We start from the raw sequence: 18,765 nt of genomic DNA on the forward strand, positions 1-18,765 counted from the left end.
TGTTTGTCGCTTATTTTCTAACCCATCGTTGATAAGAAAGCGGATAAACTGATAGTGTTTATCTATTAAAATATGCTCTAAAACAAATTTTTGTTTATTTGTATTGGAGAGTTTAGCCTCTTTTTCTACTCAATGCATACATGTTTGAGTAGCAAAGTATTCTTCAATGGTTTGATGAATAAATCTTAAATCACTGCCTTCAGACTTGATGATGCCAGATGACAGCGCTGCCCCTTTATATTTTTTTATATATACTTCTAAATCATCTTGAGGGGCTAATGAGAAAATAGATAGCTTTGCTAAAGCTTTACTATAGTCATTAAGCTGTTTCTTAATACTCTCTTTGATTTCTTCTTGTGTAATGCCTGCTTTTTTTAAATAAATATCATGTTTGCTATTAATGAATGTTTCATAGACGTCTCGTATATTACTACCCAGATAATCAAAACTTGGCGGATCATCAGGATAAGTTGCCCAATTTTTGAATGCTTTTATAGCACCATTTGATTCCAAGAACAAATAAAGTTGTAGTGGTGCTCCTATAAATCTAGATCCATCACCTCTAAATATTGATTGTATTTTTTGTGTCAATGCTTCACTATATTCCCATATCTTTGTACCCTCTTGCACTGCATCATGATTACTAAAAATCTCTGCAAGCGTTTCGTTACTTAACACTAAACTTAAACGATCCTTCAGATACTTGCTTATAAAAATTCTTTTTGTTGGATCATCTATTGGATGAAAGGTTATCGCAAATGTCGATAACGTATCTTTTAGCATTGCACGATGGTGCAAGCGAGTGGTAATCCAAATCTTGGTATTGGTGTTATTTTTTAACAACTTTAATAATCCTATAACCTTATCTCTATCTTCTTTATCTGGTATTTCATCGAAACCATCAAATGTTATTAATAGAGGCTTGAGGAAGCCTTCTTTTTTACACAAAGCGAATCCTAGTAAATTTTGGGAGAAGCGATCGGCTAAATTTGAGTCAATATGGGATAAGAATTGTGCTATGTTAGTAATATCCATACAATCAGAATGAATACCCGTTTTGATTGCTTGTAAATGATCTCTAAGATTTATGTTAATAACCCAATGCGATTCAGCTAATTTTGATTTGTTCTGTAAACCATATTTTGATTGGTATAGCTTCGTTAGCGTGGTTGATTTTCCCATTCCTGGATCATCAGCAATGATGAGTACTTGTTGATCTTTAATAGATTGAAGTAGGCTATCTTGTTCTTCTAAGGATATTTTACACTGATCTGGATCAATGTGTTCACGTAAGTTGCTGAATGAACCTTTAGAACCACGCCAAATAATTTGCTCAGTACTTTCACTGGTTATTACTTCCAACCAGTGCACAGTACCATGAAGTCCATTGAATATTGCCTTTGCATCTTCTGTAGCTTTTATAACAAATATTCGATTATTATCTAATGGATGATCCGCTAAGTCAAGAAATATTTTAAGTTCTTTATCATCTTTGCCACTCCATACAAATTGATCGCCTGTTACCTGGATGAGGGATTCTTTTACATCTTTTTTAATAACTACCTTATCTACCCTATTAAAACTTCGCTGAATATAAAAGTCAGGATTATAAAGTTGTTGTAGTATAAATTTTGATCCATCCCACTTGATCCAATATACTTTTTTGTCTGAATGATTGTGACATACTTCCTTAAAGTTACTTTCTTGAAACGCACGATCAACTAGTTGTATGGTTTTATAGCCAGGTACTGGTACATACGAGTAGGTAAGCATATCAATCTTATCGTTGCTATTGTCCATTGCAAACGTTAGATTAGGTATGCATACTTTGTGCACATTACTTTGATCTTCGCTATTGATCCCACTAATGACATAAATTACTTCTGATGCGTTATGCTCTAAATTTGTTTTCAGTGTATCTTCGTTAATTTCTTCAAACAATTCAGTATAGGCTCCTTCTGAATCACTAATCCCTAATGGCTTACTTCCTATTGCAATTTTTTCATTATTGATAAGCTTTACTAATGTGTTAAAATCAAATATTTGATTCATTTCATTGCTTTGAATCAATTCCCTTATACTTGTCTTTTTTCCTTGGAATTGTATTGATCTGTCTAGAAGCACTTCCTGTGATTTAGGCGCTAAGTCATTCCAAGTGAAACCTTGATCTTTTGTTGCAATATATTTTTGATTATCTAAATTTTGATTGATGAGTGTTTTAAAAAGTAAGCCCTTATCACTATTATCTTGTTTAGTGATTAAAATAATCTTAATGGAACGTTTCAAAGCACCATCTTTGACTTTTTGGAACAAACTGGTAAATACTTTTTTAACTTCAGGTTCATTTACATCACTTGGATTACACTCGACCATTAACAGATGAGGAGCTGTTTTTGATTCCAACAGACTTTGTATACCAATGATCTCATTGGTTGTCAATAGTTTACTTAGTTTTAGTATGGTATGATTATTTTTATCGCAATAATGGTTCAATGCTAGTTCTTCTGGAGCTATTTGCTCTAGTATTTTATATACCCTAAACAAACATAAACGGGTATCTTCTTGAATAGCTACCTGCCAAACTTGTTGATCGGTACTATCCAAGAAATTCTTTAGTATGCCTTTAACTGCATGGTCATCATTTTTAAAATCCAGTTGATTTAGAATGCTGTTAATATCTTTAAGATACTGATTAGAGTGATGTTGATATACCTGATCTTTAAACCCTTTCACAGAAACTTGCCTTTTTATTTCATCTACTATATTGGAATAAAATTTCCCTAACCATTTAACTAAAGCAATGAGTTTGTCTTTGTTTTCAGCAGAGTCGCAACTGATCATATCATTTTTAATAGTAAAACTATTTAATGTCTGTATCACCTCTTCCTTGACGGTGTCATCGCTAATCAGATTGAATAAAGAATCAGGATTAAACAGCTTAGGAAATTTTCGCAGCAATTCATAACTTTTTAAAACTTCTTGTTCCGATTGGCTACAAACATTAATGCTACATGCTCGCTCGTTAAACGTTTTAGTTTGATACCTAATAGGATAATAACCTTTTTTTCTACGCAGTTCAGTTTGAAACTCATCTGATCTTGGGTCTGGATGATATTTATTAAGATGCTTTGCCCACTTAAAAAACGCTTTGTATTCTCCTCCAAAATAGCTATCAACTGGCCAATCTACTACTTCTTGTATTTTTAATCTACCTGATTCATCTTTATAAACTTGACCTGTTTCAGGGTCAAATGTTTTTAGTATTTTATCAATACTATGCGTTGCTGTGTTATAGGAAAACAATGATTTTAAATATGTCATGTCTGAAAGATCAACAAAAATGCGATATATTTTTCCCACATGTGCGTTGCAAGTATTAATTCGATTTGGAGCAGATAGATAGCTATTAATATCTAAAGTAGTTATAGGAAGTGCATGATCTTTATCATATCTCACAGCAAAACTGTCCTGCATCTGAGCTAACATTGTCTTACAGCCAGGACTATCAAAAACTACCGTGTGGGCATGGTAACCTTCTTGATCTGCCTTTACAAAACAGCTGTTGGTAGCATCTACAGTAAGATATTTTACTGTAAAAGTGGTAATCTGTGCGAGCCATCCGCCTAGCGAATGACCGGTAAAGTCCATTTTAAAGTTTGTACCGTACTCTTGGTTAACTGTTTCTAATACACTCAGAATATGGTGCGAAAATGTACTAGCAGCATTCATCTGATCAACATATCTGCCAAAAATCACTCCACTTATGTCAGTCCAATCTGCCCCTAAATTCGTAGGCTCAGTTCCTCGATGGGCAATAACAATTTGTTCCCTTTCCGGATGCCAATAAGCTGCACCAAAATAACCATTAAGCATACCAGGATTATTGGCAATAGTCAATAATTCCCATTCATCTGGTAAACCTTTTTCATATTCTTTTGTTGTTTCTTCGTTGTAGGCTTCATCTGCTTTCTCAGCAAATTTGGAAGTAGTAAATAATGACCAGTCATCGGGCGGTTCATCCGGCCATCCATCGGTTAAGCCTTTTTCATCTTCTTTTGTTGTTTTTTTATTATAGTCTTCATATGCTTTCTCAGCGAATGAAGCAAAATGATAAGGAGAAGGATAGCCTACTGCGCTATTCAATGCATCAATTTTTGATTTCCTTTTAGATACTTTAGTTGTTATATATTCTTTTAATTCACTAGGTGTACGTGTAGGTATATACTGTAGATTTCGATCTACTGCTAGTTGCCCTGAAAAGGGAGCAAAAATATTTTCTCCTTTTTGGTTGGCACTAGTTGTTTTCATTTGATTGTCTGTCTGCCTTTCCATTTTAGTAACCTGAATTCTGGATTAGATTAGTGAAGCAATCTGTTAAAAAAGCTCCTTTGAGTTTTAAATTTGAATATAAAGCTATATGTAAGGTTTTTTACCAAATTATCAAAGGATTCAGTTATGGATGTAGCAAAATTAGTTGAAATATATTACGTTGTGGACGCTTTTAATATGCCTATATAAGTTACCTCGACTATAGAAATTTTTCTTGCATCCTTCAACCGTACATGGGGTTCTTTCACCTTTGTGGACGATTTTGATATGCTGAGATAAGGACTCTCGTTTGACGAAATCTTTCTTGCATCCTTCAACCGTACATGGGGTTCTCCCATTGTTTGCTACATGATTAATATTATTATCTTCTTCTGTTAAGTCATTACCTTGATTGACAATAGTGGATTGAACAATCTCTTCTAATATATCATTACTGTTATATTGCTTTTCAATGTACTCCTGTAACAATTTAACCGCATTGTTGGCAGGATAATTAGTAAACTCAAGTGCAACAAGAATAGCATCCTCTGCGTTATCCTTTGATATATATCCATGATCGAACAAAATCTTAATAAAACTTTTATGATTATGTATAGTTGCAGTATGAAGCACAGTATATGACTCGTTATTTTTTATATTTAAAATTTTCTTTATATCGTGCTTTATATTTTCTAGATTTTTAGATGAACATGTATATAAGTACCCTAAGATCAGTTTTAAAAAATTATGGTATCCTTTTTCCGCTATAATATGCATTAAGGTGTTTCCTTTTTCATCTTGTATCTTTAACATTGAAATTTTGGCTATATACTTATTATTGGATTGCTTGAGCTCTTTAATTAGCGTCAAAAAAGATTGCTTTAAGCAAATTGACATTGCGATCCCGGATTGAAGCAACCACCTTATGCCATTCATTCAATATAACATTAGATGTTAGATCTATTACTGATTGATTGTTTGTTACGTCAACACCATCATAACCTGATTCAGAACTGTACAAGTTAGATGTTTGATTTGCAGCATTAAGATTGCTTATATGCTTATATTATTGCAACCGTATATAAAAAGATGCAAAAATAAACAGTAAAAAAAAAGCATAAAACCTTGTTATAAAATCCATTGCGTATCTAAATACGCATATACTTAATGACCTAAATGCGTATCTATTTCTGACTGTAACGCTTTTTCTACAAGACGCTTATTTAATTGTTTGGCTAAGGCCTTCTTGTATCCATTCAGCCTAAACAAATACAAAAATTTGACTACTTCTCTTTAACTATCATGCTATTAAAAAAATTAGTAAAAAGAAAATAGTTTGAGGAAATTATTAAGAACGGTTAAAGTGAAAAAGATTATGATTGTCCATTTACTCGATGGACAGGATTGTGCAAAAGCATGCCCTTGGAAATGGCTGGAATGATGAACAGGTATCCTATGAAAACAAGACAGTATCGTTTTCCATGTCTTTCTACCTTACTTCTTGAAAATACCCCATAGCGTTAACCGTAAAGTTTTTGCGTGGCATCACCTGAAAGGCATGTTCTTTATTGCGTTGATGTACTTCAATAGCTGCTTCTGTAATATTGAGTCTTACAGGATCACATTTTAACCCTACGCATACTTTTTTAGCGCATGTATGGAATGACATGCTGTAATCTCTATCGTAGATCTGCTGTAACGCTTCTGAAACTGATTTTCCTACTTTTAACTCAAAAATGTAAGCGGTTTGGTGTAGGTTATCCTCTAGGGCGATATCCAAACGCCCTAATCCACTCGCTAGCTCAGCATTCACTTGCATCCCCTCCGTGATATGAAAAACACCATTTAAAAAGGAATATAAAGCACCATGAAAGCTCCTTTCTGTTTTATCTAGAAAATGGTAACCTGCTTTAGATAAGCAAGCCCCTTTAATAAGATTTAAAAAGCCACACCACTTCTCATTTCTTAATGCTTCTAAAATAGAATCGCTATATGCTATTCCTGTTTCCTGTTGTTTTTGAACTACAAACCTAGATAAAGTCAGCTTTAAAGCAGATTGCACTTCCTGATTTGGAAACTTTAAATAGTAGTCCGTTGCGTTTTTATCTGCTCGTGTGTCTGCTTTAAATCCATTAGGGTCTAAGGTCAGATAACCTGTTTGGTACATTAAAGGAAATAAAGCTATCTCGAAAAGAGCGCCTGCTGGGGTTTCAAAGTCTAGCTGACTGATTGGAAAACTAGATTGATCCCAAAGGACAGTAAATCTATTGATATTGTTTTTTATTTGTTGTAGTAAGATGGCAGGATTACCAGAGTTAGACCAGTAATTACCAAATGATTTATCTTTAAAGAATTTTAATATAGAGTCTGGGTTATAAACGCTTGTGATTTTATCTATTGTAAAGCAATAGCCATTATAATAGTCTTTTAACGCTTGCTTTAGTTGAATAAGTGTGTATTTTTCTTCCTGGGTATTTTTTCTATTCAGTTTTTCAAGTACTGGATGAACAATTGTATCCTTGCTAAGAAATAAGCTGTCAATATCCTCTTCTGTATAGCCCAATATCTCTGCATAATCCTCATGCAAGGATATGTCATTGGCTGAGTTGGCCCTGAGGTAAGGCCAGATAAATGAAATTTAGTTACGCCTGTTACAAAAATAAATTTACAGTCTTTCTGACTGCCTTTTAAAACTTTAAAAAATGAACTAAGCACAGCAAGTACCGCTTCATACTGCTCTTTTTCGCAAGAAATTAACGGACTATCATATTCATCGACTAAGATAATAGGGGTAGATTCATAATTTTCCAGTTTACTCAACAAATTAATTACCCTCTTTAGGTAGTCTTCGCATGCTTCCTCTACTGAAATATTTATCCTATTTTGTACATCATAAAACTCTGCAATATCACATAATCTTCTATTAAGGCTCTTGTTTAACATCTCTGGACTGCTTTTGGCTAACTCCGAAAAATTCAACCAAATCACTGGATATCTTTTCCACTTATAGGTTTTATCTGCATAAATAATACATCTTTTAAATAATGCTTTATTGCCTTTGGCGATTTGATCTATAGTGTCTAGGAGTAGAGATTTACCAAATCTACGTGGCCGTATAAAGAAGTAATAGGTACCCTCATCTTTAAAAAGTTTAGTGATATAAGCGGTTTTATCTGCATAAAATCCAGCATCTATCATCTGCTTCACACTGGATTTCCCAATGGGGATTTGAACACTTTCAGTAATATCTACTTGTTGCGCCGCTCTTTTTAGTTTTTTATCTTCTTTTTTATAATCCATATCCTATTCCTTTTATTTAGAGCGATCCAGACATGTTATGCATAGCCTAAGATTTACTGCTCTCTAAATTTTTATCTAAGTAATGGGGCGGATAGGCTGGTTGCTGAGCAGCACCTTCAATCGCTTTAACAGCAATTTCTTGGACTTGGCGACTGGCATGGTGCGCACTCTCGGTAAGCTCCTTGATATGTTGTTCTTGTTGAGCAATTTTGGCTTCAAGTCCTGTGACACGCTGATGGTATAGTTTCTGTTCACTTTCCATTTCTTTCTGCATGAGTTTGATTTCATGATCATACTGAAATTGCAGACGATTGGTTACAGATTGTTCCGTCTCTTCCACGGCTTGCTTAAGCTTTAGAGGAAAAGTTTCAACTTGACTCTTTAAGCTTTCAAATTCTTGCTCTTTGGCCTGTATTTTCGCTTCTCGCTCCGCATAATCTTTCTCGAGCAAAGCACGTTGTTCAACGAGTTCTTTTTCTAAAGCTTGTTTTTCTGATATATTATTGATCGTGATTTTTTTGTCGTTCGATGTCCCGTTTATAAATATAGGCTTCCTCTTCACGTTGTCTTATAGTTTTTTGGCTTAAAGCTTGTTCTTTTTGGTAAGCTTCTATTTCTTCTTGCTCTTTTTTCCATCGAGACCGTTTTTGAGCCATTTCTTGATCAAGAATAGCTTGTTGTTTCACCATTTCTTGTTCAAAGGTTTCTTTTCGTTGCTGATGCGCTTGCAGGAGCGCTGCTAAGGTATCGGCGTTTTTTTGAATCCCATACGTTTCTTCCAGTTCTGCTGTTTTTAGTGTAATGGCTTGTTGTAATTCGGCAAGTTTTTTCTGCTCATTCAATAGCTGATTTTCCAAAGTTTCTAAAGATTTTCCTATCAACAACTTTAGCCCAGCTATATCATTGATAATTCCATCAGGAGTTTGCTGAGCAGCCCGGTTAAGCATTACTTGTTCACTTGGTTTAGGTTGAACAGCCATTTTGTTGCTCTTTTTAGATTCTTTTAGTTGTTGTAAAACTTCTTGGTAAGCTTCGAATATTTCGTTTTTAGTATTCTTAGCACTGATATCAGATGTAGTCATAGGTGTATATCTGTTGATTAGACTTCTTTTAAAAGGCTACTGCTACCGAACACTTGATTTGAATTTGTTAAAAGTTAAAACTTAAGGTTACGGAAGTAAGCTATTCAAAGTCTAAAAATATGGTTGAAATTACGCTAGTGCTTTTTAGCATTTAAAAAGTCTATATTTAGCGTTAGCAATCCCCTTTTTTAATCATCTATATTTGCTGCATATAAACATTTTTAAGAAAAGTAATGCTACTACCGATATTCCGCATAAAAAAATAAATTTTTATATTTATTATTTGCTTGGTTATCAACAATAAACTATATACATATATGAAGGGTCAACATTGAGAACATATTAGTTTATATTCAAACAGCACTTTATTAGGCTGTTTATGGCCAGATCCAGGAGTTACATACCGAATTTTATTTTTACATTAACAAATCAAAAACGTAAAGTACTTTTGAAAATGATTAGTATAAAGCCTGGTTTACAAGCAAATGACAACTTCTATAAGCGTGCTCTACGATTCGGCATCTGCTGATCCTCTTTTATATAGTAAAATTATTTTTATTTAGCAACTTTTTTAAATACATAATTAAACAATTTTGTGAGGAATGTCGGCTACTACGTAGAAAAATTCATTAAACTTTCTGCAAAATCTATTGCTAAATGGCAATTTTGTGGTCTATGCTCCTCAAATACATTTAGTATTCTGGCGACTGCGCTTCTCCTAAAAACTGCTGATCACAAATAGGTTTTGAAGAAGGTCTATTAAACAATTTTATAAACTTATCTAGCAAAAAGCAAATAATCTAATCTGTTTTTCTATCTCACCTAGTACTACTGTTCTTACCCCTCTTCCTTTTTACCAGCCTAATAAATTGTAACCGATCTTTAAGGTAAGTTGCTGCGGTCTATGCTCCTTGTGGCCATCCACTAAGGTGTCGCTTATAGCATTTCTAGTTAGTGATGATTGTGCAAATTCCCAATGGATATCGATTATAAGGTTGCTTATATCTATACCCAAGCCTAATATATAGCCATTGATTTTTTCTTTATATCTTTCTATAAGCTCATTGCCTTGATGGCTTGTATGATCTAAGCCATACAAAGGTACTCGGAAAACAAGGCCAATATGAGGACGAAATATGCTCAAAACAGGCATACCAACTGTTAAAGGTAGGGTAAGGTATTGGAAATGGTCGCGCTGTAATGTATGGGGTAATCTATGCCAATCTAATACAAATAATCCGTCTAGCTTAGCATATAAAAGCCCAAGATCTAGTTTGACAAACCATCCCATCTGTAAGGCCAGATTGCCGATGGTAACTTTTTTTTCGAGTGGGTGTTTTGAGTCGAAATGAGTATGGAACCCACTTATACCCAAAGATGGCCCCGTAGCGGGTCCAATGGCGCTGGATGAATGGGGAAAATAGGCGAAGCAGGCTAAGGTGTATTTTATTATGTTGATTACTTTCATACAAATAACCTTTTTTGTTTAAAAAAAATCAGCAGCCGGCTTCTATTTTAGCAGTTACTTTTCAGTGGTGGAAGCGCTGTTTCATTAGATGGAGGCTTTTGATCTGCTTGCTCAGTAGCTGCATCATCCGTAGCGCTTGGACCTGCTGTATCATTTGATGCTTGTGCTTCCTGCGCTTTAGCGAGATTGGGACTGCTATTCAGCTGTGGTGCATCTTTAAGAAAGATAGAGGACAAGAGGGTTAAAAAAAGCAATAACCCGATCAGCACCCAAGTAGTTTTTTCTAAAAAATCTGCCTTTTGATTAATGCCAATGCGTTGCACAGAAGCCGCACCTCCACCAGAAGGGGCAATGCGCTCTTTAGGTTCTTGCAGCAGAATTGCACCAAGCAATAGAATGGCTACGATAATAATAAGTATAGTAAGCAGATTGAATATAGACATAATTAAAGATTACTATTTAAGCTAGAGATGATGCCTTCAATATACGATTTTTTTTCAGGATGTTTTGACATTAAATGGCTATAAATTTCAATGGCACGTTTGTATTTTTTTTGTTGGACCATTATTCTAGCTAATGTTTCAGTTGCAAAACGATCATCTAAAGTAGTACCCTGCGCTGAAAGATCTACCGTTGCTTCGTCATGTAATGGCACTACTTCTATGCAGGGATCAAACTGTAAATTTTTATTTAAAATATTATCTATAATAGAGAACTGTTTGACGCTATTTTCATTTGTACTTTTTTGAAGCGACTTTTTAGCAATTGTCTCTAAATAGTTATTAATGGTAGCAGATGGTTCCTGCGTAGCTTTAGCGTTGGTGTTGCTAACAATGGGTAGGGCAGGGAGTTTGTTGTCCAACCATTTGCGGAAATGGGTGCGGTCAATAGCATAGGTAGCCGCTCTTTGAACCGCATCGTTTGCTGCATCTTTCTCCTCCGTATAAGCTGCCTTGGCAAGGAGCGCATGAGCTAAGTAGAAATAAGGGTATCTTTGTATAAGCGCTTCTAGATCAGGTACATCTGCCTGCAAAAGCGCTGCAGGTTGCCCCAATAATTTTAATAGTTTTTGAACTTGCATGGTAAAAACAATTTGAATCTTACCAGTTATCTAATGACTTATTATAAATCTCATCCACTAGTTTAGTAAAAATTTTTTTAACCAACTCTGGTTCTTTTTCTAATTGATTTTCAGTATAAAGTATATCTTCGCTAGCCGAAAATTGTTTTTTCTTAAAGGAGGCTTCCTCATCAAAACGATTGATGAAAGAGACTTCTATGGTTATGGTTAAACGTTGTACTTCTTTAGGGGTGTCATTATTGTCACTTTTTGTACTGAAGGTTGTACGGTATGAAAAGGACTTGATGATGCCTTCATATTGAATGTCTCCATCCTTTTCTTCTCTTGTTAAAGGTGTTGAGCGCGATAGCTTTTCTTTAAGCGCTTCAGTAAGATTGCTTGGCATATCTATTGGGCCATCTGAAACCTCTGTATGAAAGGTCTGAATGGAAAAGGTCTTCACATCAGGAGAGAGCGCAACACCTGAGAACGTAAAAAGACCACAGCTCCATAATAAGCTAAAAGTCAAGTATAAACTACTTCTTAAAATCAGACTCTTCAATCTCATATTGTTTAATTTTTCGATAGAGCGTTCTTTCAGAAATCCCTAAATCATCAGCTGCACTTTTACGATTTCCATTGTTTTTTTTTAGAGATTTACGAATTAATGCTTGTTCTTGGGCTTCAATAGAAAGGTTCTCTGTAGACGCTGTTATGCAATTTACATGATCTTCTTTAAAGGATTGCGCTGTATCCAAAAAATGGATCTCTTTATTTTCTTGCGCATGGTAGGTTCCGCATAGCCTGGTATGCTCTTTTACAATAGGATTTTTAATGGCATTAGACTCCATAAAATTAAACATTAACGCTTTTAGTTCTGCGATGTCCCTTTTTAAATCAAAGAGGATAGGATATATATATTCTTTTTCAAGCAGCCCATTATCGTTCCATTTCTTATAAAGCACTGGTAAGGTATGGCTTTGCGCTTTGGGTAAATACTTTTCTATTATCTTGGGTGTAACCATAACTACCTCTTCAAGGAGTGCCATTTGCTCAACAATATTTTTCAATTGGCGAATGTTACCTGGAAATGGGTAGGTATGTAAAATGTCTTTTGCATCTGAGCTGATTTCTAAGGGTTTAGTGCGATATTTGGCAGCAAAATCACTGGAAAACTTATGAAATAATTGTATAATATCTGCACCTCGTTCACGCAGCGGAGGTATGTGAATGGGGACTGTATTAAGCCTGTAGTACAGGTCTTCTCGGAATTTTCCTTCCCTAATGGCATGGAGTAGGTCTACATGTGTAGCGGCTACTACACGCACTTTCGTTTTTTGTACGCTGGAGGCACCTACTTTTACATATTCTCCATATTCTAGGACGCGTAAAAGTCTGGTTTGTGTGCCCAAAGGCATTTCACCTATTTCATCTAGAAAAATGGTGCCGCCATTGGCTTCTTCAAAATAGCCTTTTCGGTTTTCTAAGGCACCGGTAAAGGCTCCTTTTTCATGGCCAAAAAGCTCAGAGTCTATTGTGCCTTCTGGAATGGCTCCACAGTTAATGGCTATAAAGTTACCATGCCGGTAGGGACTGAGTGCATGAATGATTTTTGAAAAAGATTCTTTGCCGGTACCACTTTCACCAGTAATTAAAACAGATAGATCGGTAGCAGCTACTTGCATGGCTATCTCAATGGCTCTATTCAATAATGGGGCATTGCCAATAATATTAAACCGCTGTTTGATGTATTGAAGCTCTTTTTTCATAGCCTTGTATGCTTAAGATAACAGGGTGCCAAATAGGGTAGCTGCATTGCAACTTGTAATCTGTATAGCTACATAGTCTCCTATTTTATAGCTCCCCTTTGGGAATACAACGATCTTATTTTGACTGGTTCTACCTTGGAAGAATGCTGCTGACTTTTTAGAGCATTTTTCAATTAACACTTGGTGGACTTGACCTATGCTTTTTTGATTGTGCATCAAAGCATGTTCACGTTGTTTGGCTATAATTTCACTTAATCTACGTTTTTTAACGGTTTCTGGAACATCGTCTGGATATTTTCTGGCGGCTAATGTACCTGGTCGCTGGAATAGTAAAACATAAAAGAAAAATCATACTGCACATAATCCATCAAGGAGAGTGTATCGGCATGTTCTTCCTCTGTTTCGGAGCAAAACCCTGCGATCATATCAGAAGAAATGGCACAGGATGGCCCTAAAATATTTTTAATCGCATGAATTCTTTCTATATACCATGCGCGATCATAGGTACGGTTCATAAGCTTTAAGATGCGGCTATTGCCACTTTGAACAGGGAGGTGGATGTGCTTACAGATATTATCATATCTCTTCATCGTATATAACACCTCATCGGTCATATCTTTAGGGTGAGAGGTGGAAAAACGTACCCTTAACTTAGGGTCAATCTCAGCTACCATGGCTAGTAATTGGGAGAAGTGAATTGTCTGATTGCCGGATGCATCATCCAGGGATGCAGGAGCTGCTATAGATGCATTCCACTTATAAGAATCTACATTTTGCCCTAAAAGGGTAATTTCTCTATATTCTGACTCAAATAATGTTTTAGCTTCTTGGACTATAGAATAGGGATCTCTGCTCCGTTCACGCCCTCTGGTAAAGGGAACAATACAAAAAGAGCACATATTATTGCATCCCCTCATAATAGAGATAAAAGCGGTTACACCACTTGAATGCAACCGAATGGGCGCAATGTCGGCATAGGTTTCTTCTTTAGACAAAAAGGTATTGACCGCTTTATGCCCTTGATCTACTTGACTAATTAATCTGGGCAGGTCTCTGTAGGCGTCTGGACCTGCTACCAAGTCAACTACTTTTTCCTCTTCTAGCAATTGCGTTTTAAGCCGTTCTGCCATACAACCCAATATACCTACAATAAGATCTGGTTGTTTTATCTTTTGTTGGTTGAAAACGAGTAGTCTGTTTCGAATCGTTTGTTCAGCTTTGTCCCGAATGGCACATGTGTTGATGAGAATAAGATCTGCTTCATGATACTGGTCTGTAAAAACAAAACCTTGTTGAGCCATAATAGAAGCGACTATTTCACTATCGGAAAAATTCATTTGACAGCCGTAGCTTTCTATATATAGTTTTCTATGCAACAAAGGATTGTCCGTACCAGGCTGTTTGGGTAGGCTGTTTGTTGCAGCATCATTGGTAGCAATTGGTGTTTTTTGTTTCATATTGATAGGATCATATTACGCTATAATCTATTGGTAAGGCCTTCAAGTAGCACAGGCAGCAACCAGAGAAAAGTTATATAAAGGTACAAAATAGGTGGAATTACCCCATGTGCCCATTAAAAAATTTTAACTTTATGCTGGGTCAGCTTGCGCAGCTGATGGACAATAGTTGGATCAACTAGTGTTGAGGTATCACCTAAATGCACTTCTTGCCGAACTATTTTTCTGAGTAGTCGGCGCATTATTTTTCCAGAGGCTACTTTAGGTAGAGCGGGTACAGGGTGGATCAGGTCTGGAATGGCAAAGGCGCCTAGCCTATTTCCAATGATTGATTTGATCTCAGATTCAATGATGTGATCATATAACCATCTATCTTTTAATACAATAAAACAATGGATGGATTCGCCTTTTATGGGATGTGGTGCAGAGACGGCAGCTGCTTCAGCCACTGATGGGTGTTGCATCAATGCGGATTCAATCTCGGCGGTTGATAGTAAATGACCGGAGCTATTCAACATGTCATCTGTTCTACCTATAATCCAAAAATAACCATCTGCATCACGTCTTGCACCATCGCCTGTATAGTAATATCCGTTGTATGGCTTAAAGTAGGTAGACTCAAATCGTTCATGATGGCCATCAATGGTCCGTGCCATGCCTGGCCAGGGATTTTTGATAACGAGATGGCCCTTTCCTTCACCTATAATTTCAACGCCATCGTCATCAACGATGGTGGGCAGAATGCCCCAAAAAGGGAGTGTAGCAGATCCAGGTTTCAATGGCGTAACGCCAGGAAGCGGACAAATAATGGGTGCACCTGTTTCTGTCTGCCAAAAGGTGTCAATGATGGGACATCGGCTTTCCCCAACTACTTGGTAAAACCAGGCCCAGGTTGCAGGATCAATCGGTTCACCCACTGAACCAAGTATGCGCAAAGAGGCTCTACTATAGTTTGTAACATAAGACGACTCGAGTTTCATAAGGGTACGAATCGCAGTGGGCGCTGTATAAAATGTCGTTACCTTATATCTATCAATCAAATCCCAGAAGCGGCCTCCATCTGGATAGGTTGGAATGCCATCAAATATAACAGAGGTGCTTCTACAGGCCAGTGCACCATACACATTAAAGGTATGGCCTGTAATCCATCCTAAATCGCCAGAACAGAAAAATAGATCTTCTGGGTGGTAGTCAAATGCATATTTAAATAGGGTTGCTGCATACAATAAATAACCTCCACTTGTATGCAATAAACCTTTGGGCTTTCCAGTCGATCCGCTTGTATAGAGTATAAATAATGGATCTTCAGCATCCACCCACTCAGGTTCACATAGATCTGATACAGGTGCCATCAATGTGTCCCACGCGAGATCTATGGAATCGTCCCATGGGATATCGGGTATGGGTTCGGTTTGTGGAGTGGTTTGCAGTCGATTGAAAACAATACAGTGGTGGAGTGGATGACCAGCCGCTTTACATTGGATCAATGCTTGGGTTGCAATTGATTTGAGCGCAATAAATTTTGTTCCACGAAATGTTCCGTTAGCTGTTACCAAGAGCTTTGCTTTTGCCGCTATGATGCGTTCTGCTAGTGCATCTGCTGAAAATCCTGTAAAAATAACAGTGTGGACCGCACCAATGCGTGCACAACTTAACATCACTACTATAGCCTCTATAGTGGTGGGCATGTAGATGGCTACCCTGTCCCCTTTTTGTATGCCTAGCGATTTTAGCACATTTGCACATTTACAAATAGCGTTAAGCAACGCTTGGTAGGTGATTTGTTTTTGTTCGCTTGGCTCGTTCCCTTCCCAATAGTAGGCGATCTTATCGCCATACCCCTCTTGAATGGGTTTATCTACTAAGTTGTAACAAACATTTGTTAAGCCACCTTCCATCCATTTGGTGAAAATGGGTCCTTTTTTTAGGTCAAAATTATAGCTTAGAAATGGACCGGTTGGTTGCCTTTTCCAAAAAAATTGTGCGGCTATTTTTTTCCAAAACTGAACAGGATCCTCAATAGAGGCGCTATATCTCTTTAGGTATTCCTCCAATGAGGAGACATATGCTTTTTCTTGAATCGTATCGGAAGGAGGGTATATTGCATTTAAATCTAAATCAGTCTTAAGGCTTTTCATGCTTTTAAAATTCTTCTGTCCATGCTTTAGGCAAAGTAGCTACAAATCTGGTCAGTTATCTAGATGACTTGGTTGCACTAAAATAAGGATCTATCTACAAACATACCAAAACATAGACCTTTTGTAAAACCTATTTGTGATCAGCAGTTTTTAGGAGAAGCGCAGTCGAGCACGGCAGCATACTATGTATTTGAGGAGCATAGACAAGCTTCGACACCAAAATTGCTATTAGAAATAGGTTTTGCAGAAGGTCTTAGTGTATAATCGCATCAGCATAAAAAGTTCTCCTCAGGCTATTTCTCCACACGATTGCTTTTTGAAACTTGATTGCTAAATGAAAATGTTTTTTTATAGGATTATCAAAATATTTATTAAATTTATGAGCTAAAAAGTTAGCGTTCTAAAGTGATCAATGATAAAGAATGAAATCTGTAGTAGAGAAAAAGCCTGTGGAAGAGCATAAAATAGATCAAGTTAAGCTAAAAACAAAAGAGATGATTCTCCAACGAATCAATGAGGTTTCTTTAATTGGGTCTCTTGTTTCTGGATTTGATCCAGTCAATGTAGAAGGCAATTACCAATCTAAATCTTCCTCAAGAATATCCATTTACTTTGGAAAGGTAAGTAAAAAATGGAAGTTTAAATGCCATCAAACAGACCAGGAAGGAGATGTATTTGCCCTTTGGGGATACTGTTATGGATTAAATTATCAAACTCAGTTAAACGATATTCTGGAACATATTAATCGAAAGATGGCATTGGGTCTATAAGCAAAATTATATTTTTGCATATCATTATAAATTTTCATGGTTGGCATTCAAGAAGTCTCTTTTAAAGATAAAAAAGTCCTCATACGGGTTGATTTTAATGTGCCCATAACTGACCAGGGTATCATTACTGATGACCGGCGCATTCGAAGCAGTTTGCCAACGATTCAAAAAGTAATAGCGGATGGTGGCATAGCTATTTTGCTCTCTCATTTTGGAAGACCTAAAGAGGGCTATGCAGCACGTTATTCATTAAACAGGCTTTTGCCTACATTGACTAACCTATTGCAGCAACCTATTGTGTTTGCACCCAGCTGTATAGGCACAGCGGTCGTGGAACAAATAAACGCGCTAGCACCAGGTAGTGTTTTATTACTTGAAAATGTTCGTTTTTATCCAGAAGAAACAGCAGGGAGTAGCAGTTTTGCGCAAGCATTGGCTGCATTAGCAGATGTCTATATCAATGAAGCCTTTGGAACCTTTCATAGAAACCATGTTTCTATTAGTTTGCTACCTACTTATTTTAAGGAACGATATACAGGCTACTTATTGCAACAAGAAATAGCGGCTATTGATAAGCTTTTTTCAAGGGAACAAGCGCCTGTCGTTGCTATTATGGGCGGAAGTAAACTGGTAGATAAGGCAAAGCCCATTGAAGGCTTAATGCGTTATGTAGACCATATATTGATTGGCGGAGGGCTGATATTCCCTTTTTATCATGCAAAAACAAAGCAGGCTACACACCTTTCCGATACTGATGAGCAAGCAAAGACGATTGCAAGTAGATTGTTTGATGCACTGCGTGATAGTTGTTGTCAATTGTGGTTGCCGGCAGATGGCTTAGTTGCTTCTGAAATGAATGAACAAAGTGCGCTCTCTACCTTATCCCTTGCGGATATACCCCCTGGGTCTTATGTGGTAGATATTGGACCAGTTGCGCGCGCAGATTTTACTGAAATAATTCTAGCGGCTAAGACGATATTATGGGCTGGGCCTATGGGGATATTTGAATGGGATAAATGTATGGCTGGTACAGTGGCCATTGCCCAGGCGATTGCAAAGGCTACGCAGCAGGGTGCCTATAGTATAGTGGGTGGTGGAGATACCGCTGCTGCCATTAAACAAATAGGATATGAAAATCAAGTTTCCTATATTTCCACAGGCGGAGGGGCATTGCTGGCCTATATTGCAGCAGATAGAAAACTACCAAGCTTAGCGGCACTGAAGGGGTAGCGCCTGAAAAATTCGCTTGAATAGCATTCTGAATGCATTATAACTTTAGTCTTAGATTTGGTACCACAATAATAAATAATACAATATAACTATGAAGATCAAACACATAAAACGTGGTTTAAGCGTTTTTGCATTTGCATATGCAGCACACTTCACAGTAGGGTGTAACTGTTTAAATAAAAA

Annotated in this window: 14 protein-coding genes and 1 pseudogene; 2 read left to right on the plus strand and 13 right to left on the minus strand. The window is 36.7% G+C overall.

The genetic code is table 11. The annotated features are described in order from the left end of the window. Positions 1-129: 129 nt before the first annotated feature. The 13 genes and pseudogenes from FPG78_RS01795 to acs form a co-directional block, all read right to left on the minus strand. On the minus strand, positions 130-4,308 hold the full coding sequence (locus tag FPG78_RS01795) for an alpha/beta hydrolase family protein (RefSeq protein ID WP_144086350.1): 4,179 nt from the start codon (positions 4,306-4,308) through the stop codon (positions 130-132). Positions 4,309-4,470: 162 nt separating this feature from the next. Continuing rightward, positions 4,471-5,178: a C2H2-type zinc finger protein gene (locus FPG78_RS01800; RefSeq protein ID WP_186292404.1), complete on the minus strand. Its 708-nt coding sequence runs from the start codon at positions 5,176-5,178 to the stop codon at positions 4,471-4,473. A gap of 619 nt (positions 5,179-5,797) precedes the next feature. Continuing rightward, positions 5,798-6,895, minus strand: coding sequence for a PD-(D/E)XK nuclease domain-containing protein (locus tag FPG78_RS08550; protein ID WP_186292405.1), 1,098 nt, complete (start codon positions 6,893-6,895; stop codon positions 5,798-5,800). Next, positions 6,793-7,608 carry an AAA family ATPase gene (locus FPG78_RS01810; protein ID WP_144086353.1) on the minus strand — a complete coding sequence of 272 codons (816 nt, stop codon included), beginning with the start codon at positions 7,606-7,608 and terminating at the stop codon, positions 6,793-6,795. Before FPG78_RS01810 ends, FPG78_RS08550 begins: the two co-directional genes overlap by 103 nt. A gap of 46 nt (positions 7,609-7,654) precedes the next feature. Next, positions 7,655-8,170: a hypothetical protein gene (locus tag FPG78_RS01815; RefSeq protein WP_144086354.1), complete on the minus strand. Its 516-nt coding sequence runs from the start codon at positions 8,168-8,170 to the stop codon at positions 7,655-7,657. Then, positions 8,109-8,690 (minus strand): hypothetical protein, encoded by a 582-nt coding sequence (locus FPG78_RS01820; RefSeq protein WP_144086355.1) that lies wholly within the window; start codon positions 8,688-8,690, stop codon positions 8,109-8,111. Before FPG78_RS01820 ends, FPG78_RS01815 begins: the two co-directional genes overlap by 62 nt. A gap of 853 nt (positions 8,691-9,543) precedes the next feature. After that, positions 9,544-10,158, minus strand: coding sequence for a hypothetical protein (locus tag FPG78_RS01825; protein ID WP_144086356.1), 615 nt, complete (start codon positions 10,156-10,158; stop codon positions 9,544-9,546). A 47-nt stretch (positions 10,159-10,205) separates the two neighbouring features. Continuing rightward, positions 10,206-10,601, minus strand: coding sequence for a preprotein translocase subunit SecG (gene secG, locus FPG78_RS01830; protein WP_144086357.1), 396 nt, complete (start codon positions 10,599-10,601; stop codon positions 10,206-10,208). A gap of 2 nt (positions 10,602-10,603) precedes the next feature. Continuing rightward, positions 10,604-11,239, minus strand: a complete 636-nt coding sequence (locus FPG78_RS01835) for a hypothetical protein (protein ID WP_144086358.1) — start codon at positions 11,237-11,239, stop codon at positions 10,604-10,606. A 19-nt stretch (positions 11,240-11,258) separates the two neighbouring features. Continuing rightward, positions 11,259-11,780, minus strand: coding sequence for an LPS assembly lipoprotein LptE (gene lptE, locus FPG78_RS01840; protein WP_186292406.1), 522 nt, complete (start codon positions 11,778-11,780; stop codon positions 11,259-11,261). Continuing rightward, positions 11,755-12,987 (minus strand): sigma-54 interaction domain-containing protein, encoded by a 1,233-nt coding sequence (locus tag FPG78_RS01845; protein WP_144086360.1) that lies wholly within the window; start codon positions 12,985-12,987, stop codon positions 11,755-11,757. The genes lptE and FPG78_RS01845 overlap by 26 nt, the downstream gene beginning before the upstream one ends. Before the next feature lie 12 nt (positions 12,988-12,999). Beyond that, a pseudogene (gene miaB, locus FPG78_RS01850) lies at positions 13,000-14,444 on the minus strand (tRNA (N6-isopentenyl adenosine(37)-C2)-methylthiotransferase MiaB). Between the two features lie 116 nt (positions 14,445-14,560). Continuing rightward, positions 14,561-16,582, minus strand: coding sequence for an acetate--CoA ligase (gene acs, locus FPG78_RS01855; RefSeq protein ID WP_144086361.1), 2,022 nt, complete (start codon positions 16,580-16,582; stop codon positions 14,561-14,563). A 449-nt stretch (positions 16,583-17,031) separates the two neighbouring features. On the opposite strand from acs, the gene FPG78_RS01860 reads away from it, so the two are divergent. Together FPG78_RS01860 and FPG78_RS01865 are read left to right on the plus strand one after the other, a co-directional pair. Beyond that, positions 17,032-17,352 (plus strand): hypothetical protein, encoded by a 321-nt coding sequence (locus tag FPG78_RS01860; RefSeq protein WP_223261948.1) that lies wholly within the window; start codon positions 17,032-17,034, stop codon positions 17,350-17,352. 36 nt (positions 17,353-17,388) lie between these two features. Next, the gene (locus FPG78_RS01865) at positions 17,389-18,582 is read left to right on the plus strand and encodes a phosphoglycerate kinase (protein ID WP_144086363.1); all 1,194 of its coding nucleotides are present in this window, start codon (positions 17,389-17,391) and stop codon (positions 18,580-18,582) included. Positions 18,583-18,765: the final 183 nt, after the last annotated feature.

The sequence above is a fragment of the Cardinium endosymbiont of Dermatophagoides farinae genome (assembly GCF_007559345.1).
Classification (GTDB): Bacteria; Bacteroidota; Bacteroidia; order Cytophagales; family Amoebophilaceae; genus Cardinium.

What these genes read in the sequence shown, in the direction of transcription:
- FPG78_RS01795 (WP_144086350.1), bottom strand. Translation starts at nt 4,308, where the DNA reads ATGAAAACAACTAGTGCCAACCAAAAAGGAGAAAATATTTTTGCTCCC.
- FPG78_RS01810 (WP_144086353.1), bottom strand. Translation starts at nt 7,608, where the DNA reads ATGGATTATAAAAAAGAAGATAAAAAACTAAAAAGAGCGGCGCAACAA.
- FPG78_RS01820 (WP_144086355.1), bottom strand. Translation starts at nt 8,690, where the DNA reads ATGACTACATCTGATATCAGTGCTAAGAATACTAAAAACGAAATATTC.
- FPG78_RS01825 (WP_144086356.1), bottom strand. Translation starts at nt 10,158, where the DNA reads ATGAAAGTAATCAACATAATAAAATACACCTTAGCCTGCTTCGCCTAT.
- secG (WP_144086357.1), bottom strand. Translation starts at nt 10,601, where the DNA reads ATGTCTATATTCAATCTGCTTACTATACTTATTATTATCGTAGCCATT.
- FPG78_RS01835 (WP_144086358.1), bottom strand. Translation starts at nt 11,239, where the DNA reads ATGCAAGTTCAAAAACTATTAAAATTATTGGGGCAACCTGCAGCGCTT.
- FPG78_RS01845 (WP_144086360.1), bottom strand. Translation starts at nt 12,987, where the DNA reads ATGAAAAAAGAGCTTCAATACATCAAACAGCGGTTTAATATTATTGGC.
- acs (WP_144086361.1), bottom strand. Translation starts at nt 16,582, where the DNA reads ATGAAAAGCCTTAAGACTGATTTAGATTTAAATGCAATATACCCTCCT.
- FPG78_RS01865 (WP_144086363.1), top strand. Translation starts at nt 17,389, where the DNA reads ATGGTTGGCATTCAAGAAGTCTCTTTTAAAGATAAAAAAGTCCTCATA.